We start from the raw sequence: 20,646 nt of genomic DNA on the forward strand, positions 1-20,646 counted from the left end.
TGTACATGCAGCACAATTATCATCATGACGGAGGGATTACGATGACGGCGATCAAAAGCTCTTCTATTAGCGTCTATTTGCTTGCCGGAGTTGCCACGACTCAAACCGCTTTTAACGAATGCAAAGAAAAGCTGGATAAGTTGTTTCGCGCAGACGGTCTGGACCCGTTTATTCATATTTTGCATCCCTATGGCGATGCTAGCCGCAATTTATACAGGCAAATTGTAGAAGTGGGAAGCGATCTCAGTAACCGAATTGGCATTGGACGAGTTGGCGGACGGGCCGCATTCCGTAAAATAATGGAAAACATTCGCGATAAAGATGAACCGATGCTGCTTATCGGACATAGCGGCGGAGGCGTTGCCGCTTATCAGGCAGGCAGAATGCTGCACAATCAGAAGCTGTCTCGCAACTATCGAATCGTACAGGTCGGATCACCCAGAGTGCCGATTCAACCCGATATGCAGGAGCGGGTTTGCTATTTCCATTCCGTTGATTCGGATGGCAAGCCGAATGATCCGATTACCCGAATCGGCAGCTGGGGCGGTTGGATTGCGGATAAGGGAAGCGCGGTGCCGCGCTGGAATCGAATGAAATACGCGCCGGTCAAGGTAGAGGGAATTCCGACTATCGGCGGACATGCCCATTATTTCCGCGGCAATCATCCTTATATCGATCAAGATTCGATATGTAATTTGGATAAAACGATCGAGCGTGTTCGTCATTGGTTGAAAGGCTGGAACTGATTCGGTACACTGAATATAGCAAGCATTTTATGCTGTATTCAGGGATCAGGGAGGCGGAAAGCGAATGGCGAACACCCATATCTTTACTAAGCGTGAGGAAATTGCGAATGCGGTTACGCATGGGATTGGAACGGGTCTTAGCATTGCCGCTTTAGTGCTGCTTATTGTTTTTGCAGCAATAAAAGGAACGGCTTTTCACGTCGTAAGCTTCACCATTTACGGAAGCGCAATGCTTTTGTTGTATGTGGCTTCAACGCTCGTTCATAGCTTTCCAGAAGGCAAAGCGAAACGAATATTTGAATCGCTGGATCATTCTTGCATATACGTATTTATTGCCGGCACTTACACGCCGATTGTTCTTCATATCGTTCAAGGCGCATTAGGCTGGGTACTGTTTGGCATCGTATGGGGCTGCGCGGTTATAGGTGTCGTGTTCAAATCGATGTTTGCGTCCAAGTTCCTTTTTACGTCCACGATTGTGTACATTGCAATGGGCTGGCTTATCGTTTTTGCCTGGAAGCCGTTAACGACCCGTTTAGCTCCAGGCGGCTTGCAGCTGCTTATTGCCGGAGGCCTTTTGTATACGGTCGGCACTATTTTTTATATGTGGCGCGCTTTTCCGTATCATCATGCCGTTTGGCATTTGTTTGTTATAGGCGGCTCGGTCGTACACTTCTTTGCGATTTTGCTTTATATTTTGCCGGCCTAATAAGCCGCTATATGAATCTTCGCTCGGCGTTGCTCTTGACGGGTTGCGGCATAGCGGAGATTTTTTGTTGTTCAAATTACTAATTAGGCAGCGGGCAAAAGCCGGGAGGCTCCGAGCATAGCGCAGTGGCGAATAGTGGGTCTTCACTCGCTAAATCGGTGAAATAATTGCTCAAAATATGGTTACCAGAAACGGAGCCCATGCGAAACGAACGTTTGACTTCACCTTTGACATGCAGGTAGTAATACGTTTTTTTCGTATTTGGCGATTGATAGACGAGCGGCGGCAAATGGGGAACGATGTCGAACTCATTCTGAAAGCGCCAATGTGTTGCAACTTTGTTGTTGTACGTGCGGACAAAACGCGGATCGCCAACGCGAGGCGAGCCGAAAGTGTATACAATTGGTGAACTGATGCCGGTATTCGTTGCGATATCGAGAGCCGCCAGAACCGAGAGCGCGCCTCCAAGGCTATGACCGGTAATAAATAACGGCTTATCGACCGGCAGCTGCTGTACGATGGCTAACATCTGCGGGCGAACGGCGGCATAAATATCGGAGAAGCCTTTATGCGCATAGCCGCTGTTTTTGGCATAGTTGTAAGGCGTTTGCTGCGCAATAAAGTCGGCAACCCAGTCAACGGCCGAGCCGGAGCCTCGAAAAGCGAGTACGGATGAGCGGTCGGATTCCAGCACGAAGCCGAATTTTTCTTCGGCAAAATCATAAACCTGCGCTGAAAAGGCGCCGACGACTTTGTAATGGCGGGGAACAAGAAACAAGCCGTCGCTGTTTTCAAATTGCGCATATGTTTGTCCGCAAACGGCAGCCAAAAACAAGGCGGTTCGCATATCGACATCCTGCGTCTGTCTCCGCTGACGTAACGGCTGCGTCTGTGTTTTTGTTCGCGTTGCCATCGTTATCCCTCCGCATTCGCAATTCGCATTCGGCTTCCAAGTAACCGTGTTCGATCGCTCGATTGCTGACCTCCATCCCCTTTACATAACAGCGGCAGACGCGCAGCAAGTTGATTTTCTATAGTATGAATAGGCGAGTTGATTGGTACCGATAGGCAAGCTTGCCGAGAAATAAAAACAATGGTAAGCTCTGAACGTTATTGACGGACGGATTGCTAATTTAAATAAAGAGAGGATGACACAACATGGCTTTACAGATTGGAATTGTCGGGACAGGCTGGTTTGGCCGCATGCATGCGGAAAAGCTGGCTCAAATGGAAGGCGTAAACGTTGCTGCTTTTTGCGGCACAAGTGAAGATAAAGCGGTACAGGCGGCTAAGCCGTATGCCGGTGCCAAAGGCTATGCATCCATTACGAATATGCTAGACGGTCGCAAGCTGGATGCGGTATATATTTGCGTTCCGCCATTTGCTCACGGCGAAGTTGAAAACGCTCTCCTTGAGCGGAACATCCCGTTTCTTGTTGAAAAGCCGATCGGGCTCGATTTGGAGACGCCTGCAGCAATTGCGGAAGCGGTTGAACGCACCGGACTTATAACGTCCGCAGGCTATCATTTCCGATATATGGACGGTACGGAGAAGGCTAGAGAGCTGCTTCAGGATCGGACGTCGCTTATGGCGCTCGGTTATTGGATGGGCTCGATGCCCGGCGTTTATTGGTGGCGCAAAATGGAGGGCTCGGGAGGACAGTTCATCGAGCAGACAACTCATATTGTCGATCTCTTGCGCTATTTGCTCGGCGAGGTAACGGAGGTTTATGCGGCTTATGACAACCGTATCATGTCGACGAAAGAGGAAGGCGTTACGGTGCCCGATGTCGGTACGGTAACGATGAAGCTGGCGAGCGGCGGTGTCGCTACGATCAGCAATACGTGCGCCATTCCAGCGGGTGACCGCGCCGGCTTGCAAATCTATACCGATCAAGGCGTGCTCGAGCTGAGCCACAGCGGGTTGCTCGATTTGCGCTCCGATCGGAAGACAGAGTATTTGAACCGGAACAATCCGTACGAGAAGGGAAATGATGCGTTCCTTTATGCCGTTCGAACTGGCGATACAAGCCGCATCCGTTCGACATATGCCGATGCATGGCGTACGCATAAGGTAACGATTGCCGCTAACCGTTCGGCCGAGAGCGGCTTGCCGGTGAAGATTTAGTTGTCCGGCGCTAATTGCGATCGATACAAAAAAAGAAACCCTGCCCTAGGGTTTCTTTTTCTTTACCTTGCGGTTCGGCTGCGCCGTTTCGGCAGCGGTTCCTGCTCCTGCTGTATATAATCTATTTCTGCTGCTTTTTGTACAGAACGTAATTGCAATGAAGGTTTATCCTGCTCAACATTAAAGATGTTGCTAATCGGATGGTTGTCATTTCGAGCCGGCTTTTTCGATGCTTGCCGCCTTCCCGTCAACAAATCGCCGGTCCAGCCTTTTCGCCAGAGCCATATATAGATCGAAATCGTTAAGACGAGCACAATCGAGCATAGCATCGTAAAGCCCCACCAGTAATCATCCCATGGCAACGGATGAAAGTTAGTGCCCCAGAGCGCGGCTAATACGGAGGCGGGCGTAAACATAACGGTAAAAATCGTCAATGTCTTCATAATGTCGTTGCCGCGAAAGCTTGAGATTGCCCCGTCCATTGATATAAGCGTATCGATCTCCAAAGCGTAATGCTTAAGCAGCGTTTCGATACGATCCAAGCGGTGCGTCATCCGTTTAAAGCTGTCGCTTTCCATTAAAGCGTCCATAAAGGCTTCCTTTGCAGCGCCATGCAGCTCGCGGACCGGAAGAAATAGATGGCTCCAATGCAGCAAATCATAACGCCGCTCAAAAATAACATCCATGAGTCCCGTCCGATTGGCATTGCGCATTGCGCCCTCCAGTTTTCCCAGGCGTGTCTCAAATCCGTCCAAGCCGATATGGAAAGGTTCGAGCGCGATGCCGAGCATGACAAACAACGCTTCCGGAGCGGAACTGCAGCTCTCCAGCCTTGCAGTCGCCGCCTCAGATTGAAATCGGATCATCAGCCGCAAGTCGTCATGCAGCGTAACGAGCTTATCTTCAGTCAGCCAGAAATGAAACGGCAAGACATCGGTATGCTGCTCAGATATTTGAAATAAGACGGTTCCTTGAAGAAGCGGACCATGATCGGCTGAAGCGGCAACTTGAATCTGGTTAGTATCGCGTCCATAGCAATCATCAAGCCAGGAGGCGCATTCCGGCAGCGCCCGCTTCATTTGCTCAAGCTGGTCGTCCTCATCCTCCATTTCATCCGTCGCGTTCGACATTATTTTTTTTAATTTTCGGCTCGGCAGCCCCTCTGCCGATACCTGCTGCAGCCGTTCATGCTGCAGTACATGCCACTCCCACTTGGCGGGATAGTGAAGCATCCGATGAATCATCGAGTTGCCTCCATCTTTGTCCGATTTCCATTTCGCTTTCTCCATCATACCTTGAAACCGGATAGATGCACAACCTGCCGGTATAACCATCGAGTCTGCGAAAGGAAGAGTGATCATTGCCTCTGCAGGGTATAACTACTTATGACAACAGCAGAGGGAGTGGTTGCGCAATGGCAAAAGAATTTGCTTCTTTTCAATCGGAGCAGCAAGTTATCGATACGGTTGCGGCATTATTAAATGCCGGTTTTGAGAAAGGCGACCTCAAAGTATTATCGAAGGATGCTTCGCATTCGCGCCGTATTGAAATGGAGTCGGACATGCATGTCGACGAAATTATGGAGCTGGCTGAGACGCGGGAGCATACCGATCATAATCTGGGCGACGCTGCATGGGCATATCCTGCCTTAATTGCCGGAGGGAGCTTGAGCGGAACAACGGGGTGGAACGCGGCGCCATTTGCCGCTGTTTTTGCCGGAGGGGGGTTCACGGATGACGATGCCGGCATGACCAATGCGCTGCAAGCGATGGGTTTGGACAGCAATGAAGCAGATTTCTGCAGTGAAGCTTTACGTAACGGACATGCGATTGTCGTTGTAGAGACGGATGACAGCAAAGCGTTGCTCGATAAAGACGGGGGACCGGATTTGTCGCGTCTTGGCGTAGCCGAAGCGGTTTTCCGCCAGAATAGCGCCCATCGTATTATATCCGGTTCCTAAAATCAAAAAGCCATTGTGCCTAATGAATGAATTCATCAAAGGCGCAACGGCTTTTTCTAATAAAAAAGGCTTATTGCTTGCTACACGTTGAGCAGCGACGGCCGATCCAGCCGAACGATTTCTGCGATCGGATCATGCTTGCCAAGAATGAGATTAGTCAGTAATTGCGACGCGACCATACTGTATACGGAGCCGTTTCCGCCATAGCCAAGCCCGTAATACAGGCCTGGAACGGCAGGATCCTGTCCGATAAATGGAAGGTTGTCCTTCGATTCTCCGAATGTCGCGCTCCATTCATATTCGAAAACAGCGTCAAGCTGCGGGAAATGCGCAGCTAATTTTTCGGATAACCGCTCGATTCTTCGCTGCCTCGATTTTTCGCCTTCTATCGGATGCGCGGTTTGCTCATCTAAGCCGCCAATGATAATTCGGTTGTCAATAGAGGTGCGCATATACAAATAGGGGCGAGCGGTCTCCCAAATCATATAACGCTGATGCCATAGCTGCTCAAGCTTTTGCTTATCTTGAACGACGGTAACGGCTGCATAGGAACGGTTGAGTTCGGCTTTAATGAACGTTCCTGCCAGTTCCTCGGGCTCGTAGCCAACCGTGAAAATGATATGATCGGCTTCGATTTGACAGCCGTCGCTTGTGAGCAAGCAATGCCGATGCTCACTGCCCTGCACAGGCTTGCAGCTAACGACGTCGGTATGCTCATAAATGTGCAGCCCCGCAGCTTCAACATTATCGGCCAATGCATGGATGAAGCGATATGGATTAATTTCAGCATCGCCATGCGTAATGATTGCTCCTGGTTTGCGAAATGGAAAATGCCTCGAAATATCGTCAGCGCTCCATCGTTCAACGGCAAATCCATGCTTATGCAGCGTCTCATATTCACGCATCAGCTTCGGCAAATCCTGTTCTGAGCTGGCGTAATAAAGGCTGCTTTGATTTTGAAACCCGACATCTATCGGCAGCTTTGACGCAAGCTGTCCAAATTGCCCCACCGCATCCCGGCAAGCAGAGTAGAACTGGACGGCACGTTGCTCTCCGATCTGCTCGATCAGCTCGCAGAGCATAACGTCGTTTGAATATTGCAGAAGCCCGGTACTGGCGGAGCTGCTGCCGCCGGCAATCGTATTGCGTTCCAGAATAACGGCGGATAAGCCGTTGTTGACGAGTCTGTGACCGCAAATAATACCGGACATACCGCCTCCAACGATTACGGCATTGACGCGTATCGAGCGGCGCAACGGCTCATATTGCTTGGGGGCCGCTAACGTAGTCGGCCAGTAAAGCTCCCCGGTATGAAGCAGTTTCATCGAAGGACGGCTCCTTTGAAAGGTGGTAAATTCGTTTGTGAATTTACTATGTCCACGCACGCTGAAGCGGATACGGGGCGGCTAGGTCGATTGTTTATTCATCCTCCGCATGTCTTCGCGATAAGCGGAAGGCGATAAACCGTAAAAACGGCGAAATTGCTTAGAGAAATACAGCGCATCCTGCAGGCCGACGGAAGCGGATATTTGCTCAATCGTCAGCTCATCGCGTTCACGAAGCATTTGCCGAGCTTTATCGATGCGCAGCTTAAGCAGAAAGGTTACCGGGGTCACTCCCGTCTGCCGTTTGAAAAATCGCGACAAATAAGCTCTGTTGTAGCCAAGCGATTCCGACATTTGTTCAATGGATACGGGATGCGCATATTGCGTTGAAAGATAGTGGATCATTTGCTGCAGCAGACGTTCGCTGTCTCCTTCCGCAGTGATGCCGGCGTTTCCTTCCGTCTGTTGCAATGCGGAACTATACGCTGCGGCGAGCAAATGAAGATAGCCGGCTGCTTTCAGATGCGCGGCAGAATCACCGACCCGGAAGGCGTGAAAAATTTGGTTGTACAGGACGCCGGCGCGCCGGCCGCTTCCGGTATCGGCGATGGGCTGGAGGACGGACAAGCCAGCTGCGGCTACTAACGGAGCAGCTTCCTTCCCTTTGAAGGCGACCCAGCGATAGCGCCAAGGGTCGTCCGCGTCGGAGGCATAACTGACCAGCTGCTCAGGCTCGATCATAAATGTATGGCCTGCTCGCAGCTCGTAACGCTTGCCGCCGCAGGTGAACACGCCTTTGCCTTCAAGTACGAGATGCATCAAGTAAAAGTCATATACTTTTGGCCCAAGAATGTGGGAAGGTTTGGTTTGGCTCTCTCCGGCAAACAATACTTGAATGCCAGAAAAAACGTCGATTACCGGATTAGAAGCTACTTTGTAGGAATAGTGACGATTCATTTGTTGTCCGCCTTTTCTCGCTCGACTTGATGGATTGGTTTTGAGCAGCGCTCAAAGATGCTGATGTTTAGAGCTATTTTAGCATGCTCGAAATAGCGAGATAAAGCGATGAAAGTCACATTAATCCATGTGAAAAGCATTTTCCGCCATTTGTTTCATTTAACAGGTACGCTATACTGAAGTGGAATCTCATACCTCATAACAAAGGAACGTGATCACATTATGGCAAACATCCAAGCGCTGACACAGCAATTTATACAACAGTACGGCGGAGAGGAAGCTTCAATTAAAGTTTTCCATGCGCCAGGCCGCGTCAATCTGATCGGCGAACATACAGACTATAACGGAGGCTACGTTTTCCCGGCGGCTTTGACGTTCGGCACGACGCTGCTTATCCGCAAACGCGAAGACAACAAGCTCGGTCTTGCAACGACCAACTTCCCTTCCTCCAAACAGTTCAATATCAATGAAATCGTTTATGATGAAGCGGATGACTGGATGAACTATCCAAAGGGCATCGTACATGAGCTGCAGCAAAAAGGCATTTCGTTCAGCTCCGGCTACGATTTGCTGTACCATGGCGAAATTCCGAATGGCGCAGGCCTGTCCTCCTCTGCATCGATTGAAGTGGTGACCGCTTATGCGCTGCTGACTTTGGAAGGACAACCGACGGATACGGTCGAAATTGCCTTGCTTTCGCAAAAATCGGAAAATGAATTCAACGGCGTTCAATGCGGCATCATGGACCAATTCGCCGTTGCAAACGGCAAAAAGGATCATGCGATTCTGCTTATGTGCGACACGCTCGAATACGATCTGGTTCCATTCCAATCGGGCAGCTATAAGCTCGTGATCGGCAATACGAATAAACGCCGCGGATTGGTCGATTCGGCATACAACGAACGCCGCAGCCAATGCGAGCAAGCGGTTGCCGATTTGAAAGCAGCATTCCCTGAGCTGACTTTGCTCGGTCAATTGACGCTTGAGCAGTTCAATGCCAACAAGCATTTGATCAAGGAAGATATCGTCCGTAATCGCGCGCAGCATGTCGTGGAAGAAATCGACCGCGTGCTGCAATCGATCAAAGCGCTGAAAGCGAATGATTTGGCGCAGTTCGGCCAACTGATGAACGGTTCCCACGATTCGCTGCGCGATCTGTACGAAGTGACGGGCGCTGAGCTCGATGCGATGGTCGAAGCGGCGCGCGGCGTCGATGGCGTGCTCGGTTCGCGTATGACAGGGGCGGGATTCGGCGGCTGTACCGTATCGCTCGTACATGAAGACAGCATCGAGAAGTTCAAAGAAGAAGTTGGCCGCAAATACACGGAAGCGACGGGGCTGACTCCGGACTTCTACGTATGCAGCATCGGCAATGGCGTGGAACAACTCGTTTAAACGTTATAAACAGATAATTATTTTTGGGGAGTGACGGACAAATGGCAGTATTAGTAACAGGCGGAGCCGGTTATATCGGTTCTCACGCGGTTGCCGCGCTTGCAGAGCGCGGAGAAGAAATCGTAGTCGTCGATAACCTGCAGCAAGGACATCGCGATGCAGTTACAGGCGGCAAGCTGTATGTCGGCGATTTGCGGGACGCGGATTTTTTGGAGACGGTTTTTGCTGAGAATAAAATCGATTCGGTCATTCATTTCGCTGCAAACTCTCTTGTCGGCGAGAGCATGAAGATTCCCGGCAAGTATTACCATAACAACGTGTACGGAACGCTGTGCCTGCTTGAAAAAATGGTTGAGCACAATGTGCTTCGCATTGTGTTCTCTTCGACAGCCGCAACCTACGGCGAGCCGGAAAATGTGCCGATCGACGAATACGATCGCACATTGCCTACTAACGCTTACGGCGAAACGAAGCTTGCAATGGAAAAAATGATGAAATGGTTCGATGTCGCTCACAGCTTGAAGTTCGTATCGCTGCGCTACTTTAACGCTGCTGGCGCGCACATTGGCGGCAAAATCGGCGAAGACCACAGTCCGGAAACGCATCTTGTGCCAATCGTGCTGCAAGCGGCGCTTGGACAGCGCCCGCATATTTCCGTATTCGGCGACGATTATGATACAGCGGACGGCACATGTATCCGCGATTACATTCATGTCAGCGATTTGGCGGATGCGCATGTATTGGCTGTCGACCGTCTGCGCGAAGGCGCGGACAGCGCGATTTACAACCTTGGCAACGGTCAAGGCTTCTCGGTAAAAGAAGTAATCGAAATTGCGCGCAGCGTAACGGGCCGCGACATAAAAGCGGTTATCGAGCCGCGCCGCGCAGGCGACCCTGCCGTTCTGGTCGCATCCTCGGAGCGCGCCCGCAACGAGCTCGGCTGGCAGCCGAAGTTCGGCAAGCTGGAAGATATTATCGGAAGCGCTTGGAAGTGGCATGTTGCCAATCCAAACGGCTATAACGACTAATTGACCGGCAAGCGCAAATAGAGAGGAGCATTACACCATGACGGACACAAATTCAACAAACGGCGTCGCCGCCGCTACAGCGGAGGATGCTTTGCTGCTGATCGAGAGGCTTGTCCGCTTCGCCCTGCGCGAAGGCATGATTAAGCCGCTCGACACAAGCGCAGCGCGCAACGCTCTGTTGGAGCTGTTCGGCTTCACGGAGCCTTACGAAGGCGCCGTTGCGGAGGAAGAGCTAGACAGCGCGGTGCCTTTGCTGGAACCGCTGCTTGATTACGGCTATTCTATCGGCTTGATTGACGATAATATAACGACATACCGCGATTTGCTGGATGCGCGCATCATGGGGCTGCTTATGCCGCGCCCGTCTGAAGCCGCTGGCCAATTTTTCAGTACGGCGGAACAATATGGAATAGCGCAAGCAACGGACGCGTTCTATAAACTAAACATCGACTCGAATTATATTCGGATGGATCGGATTCGCCGCAACAAATATTGGCTGCAGCCGACGGAATACGGCGAGCTTGAAATTACGATCAACCTTTCCAAGCCGGAAAAAGATCCGAAGGAGATAGCGCTCCTTCGTACCTTGCCGCAAGCGAAATATCCGAAGTGCCTGCTTTGCGAAACCAATGTAGGCTATGCCGGCCGCGCCGATCATCCGGCGCGCCAAAACCTGCGCGTGCTGCCGCTTACGCTGCAAGGCGAGCAATGGTATTTCCAATACTCGCCTTACGTGTACTATAACGAGCACAGCATCGTCTTTAAAGGCGCTCACGAGCCGATGGTCATTTCGCATTCGTCGTTCGCACGCCTTCTGGACTTTGTGGAGCAGTACTCGCATTACTTTATCGGATCGAATGCGGATTTGCCGATTGTCGGCGGCTCAATTCTAAGCCACGACCATTTCCAAGCGGGCCGCCATTCCTTCCCGATGGAGAAAGCGCCGATCGAAGCGGTATTTACCGGTTCAAGGGAGCCGGGCGTACGCTTTGGCATCGTCCGCTGGCCGATGTCGGTTATCCGGGTCAACGGCGCATCGAAAGAAGCCGTTCATCGCGCCGCATGCCGCGTGCTGGATGAATGGCGCGAATATAGCGATGCTGAGGCTGAAGTGCTGGCTTATACGGTGAACAGCGACGGAACGCGTACGCCGCATAATACGATTACACCGATTGCCCGCCTCCGCGATAACGGCGAATACGAGATTGATCTCGTGCTTCGCAACAACCGCACGAGCGAGGAGCATCCGGACGGAATTTTTCATCCGCATCAGCATTTGCATCATGTTAAAAAAGAAAATATCGGCTTGATCGAAGTAATGGGACTTGCCGTCCTGCCAGGGCGTCTGAAAGACGAGCTGGAGCAAATTTCCGCCTATTTGACAGGCGAGACTGCTATTTCAGATGAATTAAGCAGCTCGTCGCATCCGTTAAACAAACATGCCGGATGGATTGCATCGCTCGTCGAGCGGTTTGGCACAGCGCGCGCGGCAGACGAGGCGAAGGCGATTGTAGAGGGACAGACTGGAGAGAAATTTCTCGAAGTGCTTAAAGATGCAGGCGTATATAAACGCAATGCAGCTGGCGAAGCCGCTTTCCGTCGGTTCCTTGTGTCGATCGGGTTGAATGAGCAATAAAATAGCAGCAGTCCGCGAGGACGCAGGCTGTCGCTTGAACCTATACGGTCTGGCGGCAGCCTCTTTATTTGGTTTTCAACAGCTTCTCTATAACTTTTCGATATTCTGTAAAGAAATTAATTTGTACGATAGCAAATATTATGGTATTTTTTATATGAAATTAAAAACATAATGCAGTAATTTTCTTTCAACAATGAGTTTTGGTTTCGCTAAATATAGGAGTAATCGGAGGGATCTACGAAATGCCGGAACAAATCATGCCATTGGATGATTTTTTGAACCTGGATGCGGAAGAACAAGTCGAGAAATTGAAACGATGGAAGATGGACTATACATTAAAGGACATTCGCGAAGCTTGGAATTTCAAGCATTCGGCTCAATATTATATGTTGCTTAAGAAGCTGCGCATATATGAGCGCGTTGTCAATAAATCGGATAAATTTTACCCTGTGACGGAGCAGCTGCTCGCTCAATCTGGAGCTCAAGCCGACCGCGGCTGGAGAGGCGGATATGCGGCACAGGACAATCAGCCTGCGGATCGATTCAATTATCAATTGAATACGACGCTTAGCGGCACGGAGCTTGCCGATAAGCTGGAGCGTCTGGCGTTCTTCCTTAAAGGCGAACAGAAGCAGGTTACAATCACGTTATCTATCGAAAGCGCCGCTGTTCTCAGCGCTGCTTCTGCTGAAATTGATGAATAATGGAAGAGAAGAAGAGCCGGCCCAGATCGAGGGACGGCTCTTCTTCTTCGTATTTAATACGCAGTGCGGTCGAAAAATGAAAGTTAATGTTTGTTAATGGTATATTTTGTTTATAATTAATTATTTATTGCGCAGCTTGCCAAGCTCGGATACAAGCGCTTCGACCTCGCTGATGCTGAAGTGCTCCTTGGATGCTACGACCTCATACAAGTCTCTAATATCCTCATATTGCTTAATGTCGAAATGGGATGCTTGCATCGCGGCGGCAGTCGCCATTCTAAGCTTCGACTTGATCGACTCGATCATATACTCAACATTTTGCTGCGTTTGTTCGTCCAGGTTTGCCATTATATGCAGACCTCCTCTAATTGATCTTGTTCCGCCTCTGCAAGGCGAATCGCTTTCGTCATTGTAACACATTTCGATTGGCGGTTGCCTGAAATTGAACGGAGCTGCCAAATTGTATACAATGAAGCCATGAAGCAACAGACGGTGAAGCTGCCGCGCAGCGGGCGACACTTGAGCAGCAACGAAAGAAGCAGGTGCATGGAATGAAAGAAATGATCGATGCCTGTATAAGCAGCATTGACCGAACGATCCCGGATACGCTGGAAGTATTTTTGACGGCGATTGCAAAGCAGCATCCGAACAGGAATCAAATCATGTTCATTTGTATTGGCACAGATCGCTCGACAGGCGACTGCTTTGGCCCACTGGTCGGCACTATGCTGAGAGAGCAAGGCTGGCCTCATGTCATCGGGACGCTGGATTCGCCATGCGATGCTTATCGCGTTGAGGGGGCGCTGGAGACGGCGGCCAGACATGAAGTTGTCATCGCGATAGACGCTTGCCTTGGCAAAGCGCAGCTTGTAGGCGACTTTATCGCAGCGTACGGCCCGTTAAAGCCGGGACAAGCGACGGGCGCTAATTTGCCGGAAGCGGGCAACTATAGCATTGCGGGCATCGTGAATGCTATTAGCTATAAACCTTATATGACTTTGCAAACGACACCGCTTTTCCGTGTGATGGAGATGGCGGTCACTCTGGCTAAAGCCATTGATGCAAGCTGGAGCAAAGCTGCGGAAGCCTGGGACTATACGGAACGGCGAATATAAAATCATGCTATTAATGAAGGAGTGTTCGAAATGAGCGACTTGAAGACATCGATTGCCGGACAGCGTATTACGCTTGCAAGCGGGAGCGAATTGGCTTACTACGATTCGGCTAAAGACGGCGATAGAACGGGCAACGAGCAAACGGTCATATTGCTGCACGGCTTTTGCGGAAGCTCGGCTTATTGGGAACTGGCAGCGCCGCTGCTGGCCCGCCATGCGAGAGTTATCGCACCCGATCTTCGCGGACAGGGCTTGTCCTCCGCATCGGGTGAAGGGCCGTATTCGATGGAATTATATGCAGACGATGTTGCCGGCTTGATGGATAGCTTGAATATAGAGAAAGCGTGCCTGCTGGGACATTCGCTCGGCGGATACATCACACTGGCTTTTGCTGAAAAATACGGCGACAAGCTGAATGCATTCGGTCTTGTACATTCCACGCCGCTTCCGGATACGGAAACAGCCAAGGAAAACCGCGAGAAGGCTGCTGCCGCCATTCGCAAAGACGGCATTGCAGCTTTTGTCGACGGTCTCGTTCCCAAGTTATTCGCGCCGTCGTCGGATGCGGCGCTGATTGAGAGGGCGAAGCAAATTGGCTATGGAACAAGCGTTGCCGGAGCTATAGGCGCAGCGCTTGGTATGAAAGCTCGGCAGGATCGTTCGGGTGTGCTGGAATCAACCGCTTTGCCGCTATTGCTGCTTGCTGGTGTTAGCGATCAAATTGTGCCGAGAGAGAAAACGCATGTCGTGAATGGTCCCCATGTTACGCAAGCGCTGCTGTCTGAAGCCGGGCATATGGGCATGCTGGAGCAACCGGAAGCATTTGCCGAAGCGGTACTCTCTTTTTTGAAAGTCTAAAAGCGTCTAACTTGGGAGGGGAAGGCCGATGTTTCAACGGGATTACTTCTTGCGTGTAATTGAGCAGATGACGGATATAGTTGGGCAAATAATGCAGCTGAAGCGGGAGATGAAGCATCAGGAAGCGCTCATCGTCATTGACGAGCTGCTCGATAAGAAGTTTGGCTTAAGCGGAAAGCTTATTCGATCGTTGTCCGATAAAGATTTGATCGGCGTCATGACGACGAATGGCGTTGTCGAGACGGACAACATTCAAGCGATAGCTATTCTGCTGAAGCAAGAAGCGGAGCTGTTTGACGATTTAGGCAACGAGGACGCGAGCTTCTATCATTATTTGCGTTCGCTTCATTTGTTTATGCGGCTGTCGCTGCTTGGCGCGCCGCCAACGATCGTAAATCCCGCGCTAGAAGCTGGAGAACTGCTGGAACGGCTTCGTCCGTTCGAGCTTCCTGCGGAGACGAAACAGCTTCAGGCCGAATGGCATGAAGGAGAAGGTCAATTTGACCAAGCGGAAAATGTGCTGCATGAGCTGTTAGAGGACGGTGTCATACCGCTGGAGGAGGCTGTCGGCTTTTATCGCAGATTGCTGCTGCATGATGACGAGAGCTTGGAGAAAGGCGGCTTGTCCCGCGAAGAGCTGGAACAGTCGCTGAATGAATTGCTGGGAAAATAAAGGAACGATGGTCATACATTTTAGGAGATGAATCACAAATGGAAGAGCAATGGCAGCAAGAGCTGCTGCAAATGATCGAGCAAGGCGAATTGCTCCAGGGCACATTAAGCCAGCTTCGGCGCAAGAACGGGGAAGCCGCTCCAAAAACGGTAGTTCGGCCGATTCAATTAAAGCAGGGGCTCCATTATCAGTTTGAATACCATTATACGAACAAAGTGACGCATGACAATTTGCCGCCGCAGGATGCTGGCGAGAGGCTTGTTTCACTATTAAATGAAGAATATCGGCAAGCGCTGGTTAAATCGCCGAATGCCGATCTCCAGCTGCTGTTTAACAAAAAGGGCAAGGCAGCCGTTCTGCGCAAACCGCCGACGAGCGAACTTCGCGACGCTGCAGCGCTTCAACATAACCGCCAGAAAAAACGGATAATCGAGGAAGGCACAGCCGCTCCGTTTCTCGTTGAGCTCGGCATTATGACAAAGGATGGCGCGGTACACGCCAAGAAACAAGATAAATATAAGCAAATCAACCGTTTCCTAGAGATGGTAACGGATGTGCTGCCGAATTTGCCTGCGGACAGGCCGATTACGATTGTCGACTTCGGCTGCGGCAAATCTTATTTAACGTTCGCGCTTTACCACTTGTTAGCTGTGGAACAGAATAGGGACATTCGGATCGTCGGACTGGACTTGAAAGCGGATGTGATCGCGTTTTGTTCCAAACTGGCGGAGAAGCTTGGCTACGTCAATCTTACGTTTATGGTTGGCGATATTGCCGAATACGAAGGCTTGAGCAAAGCCGATATGGTCGTTACGCTTCATGCTTGCGATACGGCGACGGATGCGGCGCTTGCTAAAGCGGTAGGATGGGATGCTTCGGTTATCATGTCGGTTCCTTGCTGCCAGCATGAAGCATTTCGGCAAATCGAGAATGAAACACTCTCGCCGCTGCTTTCTCAAGGGCTGCTGAAGGAGCGGTTTGCCGCGCTCGCCACTGATGCGGCCCGCGGCACGTTGCTGGAGACGATAGGCTATAAGGTGCAGATGCTGGAGTTTATTGATCCAGAGCACACGCCGAAAAATTTGCTCATTCGCGCCGTTCGCGGAGAGAGGTCGGCCGTTTCAATGAAAAAATGGGAGCAGTATACGCAATACCGCGATTTTCTGCACTTGTCTCCGTCGCTCGAGAAGATGCTTGCAGACCGGTTGCCGACCCGCTAGATTAAAAAATAATAGGATGATAGAGAAGTAATTGTCGTTCTATAAATCATTTGATACAATGGAAATAGATGGCTCAGACGAATGGGTGACCATAATTGGAATCGATGATTTGGTTGGACTTTGGCGTGTTTATCGTATTGTTCGGTTTGTTTTTCTATATATTTACCGCAAATTCGATAACGCTGCTTCATAAAATTTATTTGGGTTTGCACAGTGTGTTTATGGTTTGGCCATTGTTCCAATCCATTGCCCACACAACGGACGATCCGCAATATAAACTGTTTTATCTAAGCTGCTCCTATGTGTCATTATCGCTCATCGGAGTCGGCTGGTTTATATTCATCGTCGTTCTGACGGGACAAACGCCTGTAATCCGCGCGCGAAGGCTGGCGCTGCTGTCTGCTCCCGGATTGCTGTCGGCCCTCTTCGCTTTCGTAAATCCTTACGGCATGTTTCTTAGTTTGAAGGATAAATCCGATATGTCCGATCGCTTTCTGACCGCACAGCTTGAGAACGGTCCGTTCTTCTGGTTCATGGTCACTCAAGTGCTCCTCTATTTATGCGTATCTTTTTTCATTGTCGCCTATACGCTACGCAAAGATGTTTCGTCGCGGCACAAGAAGCTGGTGAGGACGGCCTTGAACGGTTTGTACGTATTGATTGTCTTCGGCTTAGCCGATTTGTTCATTAATATTATTTTCATCGGCTATTTCGGCTCTTATTATCCGATCATTTCCGTAGGCATAGCTATTGCGTCCTTATATTTGGTGCATGTCATAACGAAGCATCGCGTGCTCGACATTATCGAGAACGTCCGCAAGGACATTATGAACACGATGTCGACCGGCATCATCGTGCTTGATGAAAACGATGTTATTATCGAAGTAAATAAAGCAATGAGAACCGTTCTGAAGCTGCGGATCGGGGAGCGGTTTACACACGAGGCGATCGCCTCGCAGCTGCCCAAGTTAGCTGCGGAGGAACTGGAATCGTTTTTCGCAGAGCAGCGCTTGCGTCCGCTTGAGAGACTGGAGATGGAAATTACGCTTCATTTGGACAAGCAGAACTATGCGGTTGTCCAATATGCGCCTATCTTTGGCCACAAGAAAAGAGTGCCGATCGGAAGATTGCTGACCTTCCACGATATTACGCAATTGCGTCTTTTGCTGGAGGAGACGAACTCGCAAAACGAGCTGCTTCATATTCGCAACCGCGAGCTGATGGTTATGCAGGACGAGCTTTCCCAAGCGAACAAGAAGCTGCAAAGCATGGCCATCACCGACAGCTTAACCGGTTGTTTTAACCGCAGATATTTGCTTCAGCAGCTGGAGCAAGAGGTAGCGGTCAACATTAAGAACGGCGTCCCTTTTTCGATCTTTTTATTTGATATTGATCTGTTCAAGCAGATTAACGATAAGTACGGTCATCTTGTCGGCGATGAAGTGCTGTGCGGCACGGTCGATGCGGTAAGAGGCTCGCTTCGCTTGACAGATGTGCTGGCCCGTTATGGTGGCGAGGAATTTACCGTATATTTGCCGCATACGAATCGGGAGCAAGCGGATTTGATCGCCGATATGGTGAAAGAAGCAGTGGAGCATAACGTGATGAATTCGGGGAACGGCAACCAGCCGATTTCGGTGACGATCAGCATGGGCGTTGTATCGATCGATCAGTTTGACCAGCGGGTGCTCGACGATCCGAAAGCTTTCTTGCGCGAATTGTTGTCACTGGCGGACGCTGCTTTGTATGAAGCGAAGTACAACGGGCGCAACCAAGTCGTGAAACGAAAGCTCGCTTAATAGGGGCAAGGAGATATCGGTTCTCCTTGTCTTTTTTATATTCTTTTGTTGTGTGAATCGACAGATTTCGATTCAAGTATCAAGCAGAGAGATAGTCATTTTTCTTCTAATCTGATAAAATAAAAACCAATCCGGAAAGCGCAAGAAAAACGATCGAAGGCGGGAACTAGCTGATGAGAAGAGTGCAAATTGGATTGGTGAAACCGGGGGACAAGCTCGCGAAGCCCATTTTCCAAGACAATGGGAGCGTTCTTCTTGGCGAAGGGGTCGAGCTCAACGAGCGTTTTATTAATCGTCTGCATACACTTGGAATTGATGTTATCTATATTGAAGATGGATTAACTGAAGATTTAGTTCCGGATGAAACGTTAAGCGATGAAACGCGAAGACATGCAGCAGATGTCATTTATAAAACGATGAATTCGTTCAAAGAACAGTCTCCAATAAAAGGAAGAGCGATAGCGCCCGATTTGGGCCGTACTTTCCGCAATGTGTTTGGCGAGATTATGACGGAACTGTCGACTAGGCCGAATGTGCTCGTTAATCTTACCAGCATACATACGACAGACGGTTATTTGTTTCAGCATGCAGTCAACGTCGCGGTGCTGGCTGGCGTGATGGGAATCGCCAAAGGCTATAACCGCAATCAGCTTGAGGAGCTGGGCGTTGGTGCGTTAATGTTCGATATTGGCATGACGAGAGTGCCTAAGGAGCTGCTGAATAAATCGGGGAAGCTGACGCCGGAAGAACGGGCGATAGTGGAAAACCATACGAAGGACGGGTTTGACATCCTGCGGAAATATCACGATATTTCCATCGTTTCCGCTCACTGCGCGCTTCAGCATCACGAACGCTACGATGGCACGGGCTATCCGAGAGGGCTAAAGCGTGATGAAATTCATATGTACGCTCAAATTGTCGCCATTGCCGATGTGTACGATGCTTTAACTTCGCCGCGGCCGCACCGCAAGCGTTATACGCCGTCGGAAGCGATTGAATTTTTGTTTGCGGCTGGCAATACGTATTTTGATTTTGATTTGATCAAGTTGTTTTGCCGTCATATTTCGATTTACCCGGTGTCGACGACACTGCTGCTCAGCTCGGGACAGATTGGCGTTGTATCCGTGAACAGCGAGCTTGCGTTGCATCGCCCGCGCATACGCATCATTCGCGAGGCAGACGGTAAAGAACCGGCGACTCCTTACGATCTGGAATTAAAGGACGAACTGCACTTGACGATCGTGAAAGAGATATAGACATTGCAGTGAAATATGGGCATTGAAATCCCCTCGCCAAGCGCTGGCATCAGCCGCGAAGCGGGGGGATTTGCTTATGGTTGAATGCTAAGGATTTATAAGTATGCACTTTATATTGTGCTTAGAATTCTCGGATTGAAACGCGCCGCGCTGCCAAAGGACTGCGATAGCCGTTTCACCTTGCCCGTTTCAATATCGCTCTTCTTAAGGTAGAATAGAGTAAAAAGGTCGACTCTGAGGAGAGGAGCGGTCTCGTATGGGGGAGCAACATCATCAGCATTTGAAGCTGCCGAAGCTAGAGGTGCTGCGCCGTATACTTTTTATTACGATTGGCGCTGTGCTCGTTTCGGTAGGGCTAGAGATTTTCCTCGTGCCGAATCATATTATCGACGGCGGCATCGTAGGTATTTCGATTATTGCGTCTCATCTAACCAATTTGCCGCTCGGTATTTTTCTTTTCATGCTCAATTTGCCATTCCTGATACTCGGCTACAAGCAGATCGGGAAGACGTTTGCAATGTCGACTTTATACGGCGTAAGCGTTATGTCTATCGGCACCTACTTGCTCCATCCGGTCCGTCCGTTGACGGAAGAATATTTTTTGGCCGCCACTTTTGGCGGGGTTATTCTGGGCGTTGGCGTCGGGATGGTTATCCGTTTCGGCGGATCGCTTGACGGGACGGAAATTATCGCGATTTTATTTAATAAGCGGCTTCCGTTTTCCGTTGGCGAAATTGTCATGTTCTTCAATCTGTTTATTTTATGCAGCGCAGGCTTCGTATTCGGGTGGGATCGGGCAATGTATTCGCTTGTCGCCTATTACATTGCTTTTAAGCTGATCGACATTACAATTGAAGGGTTTGAGGAGTCGAAGTCGGTATGGATCATCAGCGAGGAATCGCAGCAGATCGGCGAAGCGATCATGGATCGATTAGGCCGCGGCGTTACCTATTTGCACGGGGAAGGCGGCTTTTCCGGCGGACAGAAAAAAGTTATTTTCTGCGTCATTACGAGGCTTGAAGAGGCAAAAATGAAATCGATCGTGCATGAGCTCGATCCGGTTGCATTTCTTGCGGTCGGCAATATTCACGATGTGAAGGGCGGACGCTTTAAGAAACGGGATATACATTAGGAGCGG

Annotated in this window: 20 protein-coding genes; 15 read left to right on the forward strand and 5 right to left on the reverse strand. The window is 50.2% G+C overall.

Annotation, left to right across the window (positions count from 1 at the left end; translation table 11 throughout):
* Nucleotides 1–41: 41 nt before the first annotated feature.
* Together GOM71_RS21355 and trhA are read left to right on the forward strand one after the other, a co-directional pair.
* Nucleotides 42–746: an alpha/beta hydrolase family protein gene (locus tag GOM71_RS21355; protein WP_156284763.1), complete on the forward strand. Its 705-nt coding sequence runs from the start codon at nt 42–44 to the stop codon at nt 744–746.
* A 64-nt stretch (nt 747–810) separates the two neighbouring features.
* Complete coding sequence (gene trhA / locus GOM71_RS21360; protein WP_156284765.1) at nt 811–1,455, forward strand: PAQR family membrane homeostasis protein TrhA; 645 nt, start codon at nt 811–813, stop codon at nt 1,453–1,455.
* Nucleotides 1,456–1,534: 79 nt separating this feature from the next.
* Here trhA and GOM71_RS21365 read toward each other — a convergent pair whose 3' ends face one another.
* Entirely contained in the window at nt 1,535–2,368 is an 834-nt protein-coding gene (locus tag GOM71_RS21365) for a lipase family protein (RefSeq protein WP_156284767.1), read from the reverse strand.
* A 245-nt stretch (nt 2,369–2,613) separates the two neighbouring features.
* Here GOM71_RS21365 and GOM71_RS21370 point away from each other — a divergent pair, with 245 nt between their 5' ends.
* Nucleotides 2,614–3,582 (forward strand): Gfo/Idh/MocA family protein, encoded by a 969-nt coding sequence (locus tag GOM71_RS21370; protein WP_156284769.1) that lies wholly within the window; start codon nt 2,614–2,616, stop codon nt 3,580–3,582.
* Between the two features lie 62 nt (nt 3,583–3,644).
* Here the strand turns inward: GOM71_RS21370 and GOM71_RS21375 are convergent, their stop codons facing one another.
* A complete protein-coding gene (locus GOM71_RS21375; RefSeq protein WP_216651799.1) occupies nt 3,645–4,874 on the reverse strand; it encodes a magnesium transporter CorA family protein in 1,230 nt (409 codons plus the stop codon).
* A 122-nt stretch (nt 4,875–4,996) separates the two neighbouring features.
* Between GOM71_RS21375 and GOM71_RS21380 the strand changes: the two genes are divergently transcribed.
* Entirely contained in the window at nt 4,997–5,542 is a 546-nt protein-coding gene (locus GOM71_RS21380) for a general stress protein (RefSeq protein WP_156284773.1), read from the forward strand.
* 80 nt (nt 5,543–5,622) lie between these two features.
* On the opposite strand, the gene GOM71_RS21385 is transcribed toward GOM71_RS21380, so the two are convergent.
* Nucleotides 5,623–6,867 carry an NAD(P)/FAD-dependent oxidoreductase gene (locus GOM71_RS21385; protein WP_156284775.1) on the reverse strand — a complete coding sequence of 415 codons (1,245 nt, stop codon included), beginning with the start codon at nt 6,865–6,867 and terminating at the stop codon, nt 5,623–5,625.
* A gap of 81 nt (nt 6,868–6,948) precedes the next feature.
* Nucleotides 6,949–7,824, reverse strand: a complete 876-nt coding sequence (locus GOM71_RS21390; protein ID WP_156284777.1) for an AraC family transcriptional regulator — start codon at nt 7,822–7,824, stop codon at nt 6,949–6,951.
* 222 nt (nt 7,825–8,046) lie between these two features.
* On the opposite strand from GOM71_RS21390, the gene GOM71_RS21395 reads away from it, so the two are divergent.
* From GOM71_RS21395 to GOM71_RS21410, 4 genes are all read left to right on the forward strand, one after another.
* Entirely contained in the window at nt 8,047–9,219 is a 1,173-nt protein-coding gene (locus GOM71_RS21395; protein ID WP_156284779.1) for a galactokinase, read from the forward strand.
* Between the two features lie 41 nt (nt 9,220–9,260).
* Complete coding sequence (gene galE, locus GOM71_RS21400) at nt 9,261–10,247, forward strand: UDP-glucose 4-epimerase GalE (RefSeq protein ID WP_156284781.1); 987 nt, start codon at nt 9,261–9,263, stop codon at nt 10,245–10,247.
* 37 nt (nt 10,248–10,284) lie between these two features.
* On the forward strand, nt 10,285–11,883 hold the full coding sequence (locus GOM71_RS21405) for a UDP-glucose--hexose-1-phosphate uridylyltransferase (protein WP_156284783.1): 1,599 nt from the start codon (nt 10,285–10,287) through the stop codon (nt 11,881–11,883).
* Nucleotides 11,884–12,125: 242 nt separating this feature from the next.
* Nucleotides 12,126–12,587 (forward strand): hypothetical protein, encoded by a 462-nt coding sequence (locus tag GOM71_RS21410; protein WP_156284785.1) that lies wholly within the window; start codon nt 12,126–12,128, stop codon nt 12,585–12,587.
* Nucleotides 12,588–12,707: 120 nt separating this feature from the next.
* On the opposite strand, the gene GOM71_RS21415 is transcribed toward GOM71_RS21410, so the two are convergent.
* Entirely contained in the window at nt 12,708–12,935 is a 228-nt protein-coding gene (locus GOM71_RS21415) for a DUF1128 domain-containing protein (protein ID WP_156284787.1), read from the reverse strand.
* A 203-nt stretch (nt 12,936–13,138) separates the two neighbouring features.
* Between GOM71_RS21415 and yyaC the strand changes: the two genes are divergently transcribed.
* The 7 genes from yyaC to GOM71_RS21450 all read left to right on the forward strand — a co-directional run bounded on the left by yyaC (nt 13,139) and on the right by GOM71_RS21450 (nt 20,640).
* Nucleotides 13,139–13,702 (forward strand): spore protease YyaC, encoded by a 564-nt coding sequence (gene yyaC, locus GOM71_RS21420; RefSeq protein ID WP_253944967.1) that lies wholly within the window; start codon nt 13,139–13,141, stop codon nt 13,700–13,702.
* A gap of 30 nt (nt 13,703–13,732) precedes the next feature.
* The gene (locus GOM71_RS21425) at nt 13,733–14,560 is read left to right on the forward strand and encodes an alpha/beta fold hydrolase (RefSeq protein WP_156284788.1); all 828 of its coding nucleotides are present in this window, start codon (nt 13,733–13,735) and stop codon (nt 14,558–14,560) included.
* A gap of 28 nt (nt 14,561–14,588) precedes the next feature.
* Entirely contained in the window at nt 14,589–15,233 is a 645-nt protein-coding gene (locus GOM71_RS21430; protein ID WP_156284790.1) for a DUF6483 family protein, read from the forward strand.
* A gap of 38 nt (nt 15,234–15,271) precedes the next feature.
* Nucleotides 15,272–16,453 (forward strand): class I SAM-dependent methyltransferase, encoded by a 1,182-nt coding sequence (locus GOM71_RS21435; protein WP_156284792.1) that lies wholly within the window; start codon nt 15,272–15,274, stop codon nt 16,451–16,453.
* A gap of 104 nt (nt 16,454–16,557) precedes the next feature.
* Nucleotides 16,558–18,252 (forward strand): histidine kinase N-terminal 7TM domain-containing diguanylate cyclase, encoded by a 1,695-nt coding sequence (locus tag GOM71_RS21440; RefSeq protein ID WP_253944968.1) that lies wholly within the window; start codon nt 16,558–16,560, stop codon nt 18,250–18,252.
* A gap of 173 nt (nt 18,253–18,425) precedes the next feature.
* Nucleotides 18,426–19,508, forward strand: a complete 1,083-nt coding sequence (locus tag GOM71_RS21445) for an HD-GYP domain-containing protein (protein ID WP_156284796.1) — start codon at nt 18,426–18,428, stop codon at nt 19,506–19,508.
* Between the two features lie 256 nt (nt 19,509–19,764).
* Nucleotides 19,765–20,640, forward strand: a complete 876-nt coding sequence (locus GOM71_RS21450; RefSeq protein ID WP_156284798.1) for a YitT family protein — start codon at nt 19,765–19,767, stop codon at nt 20,638–20,640.
* The last annotated feature ends 6 nt before the right edge of the window (nt 20,641–20,646 follow it).

The sequence above is a fragment of the Paenibacillus sp. NEAU-GSW1 genome (assembly GCF_009737085.1).
Classification (GTDB): domain Bacteria; phylum Bacillota; class Bacilli; order Paenibacillales; family Paenibacillaceae; genus Pristimantibacillus.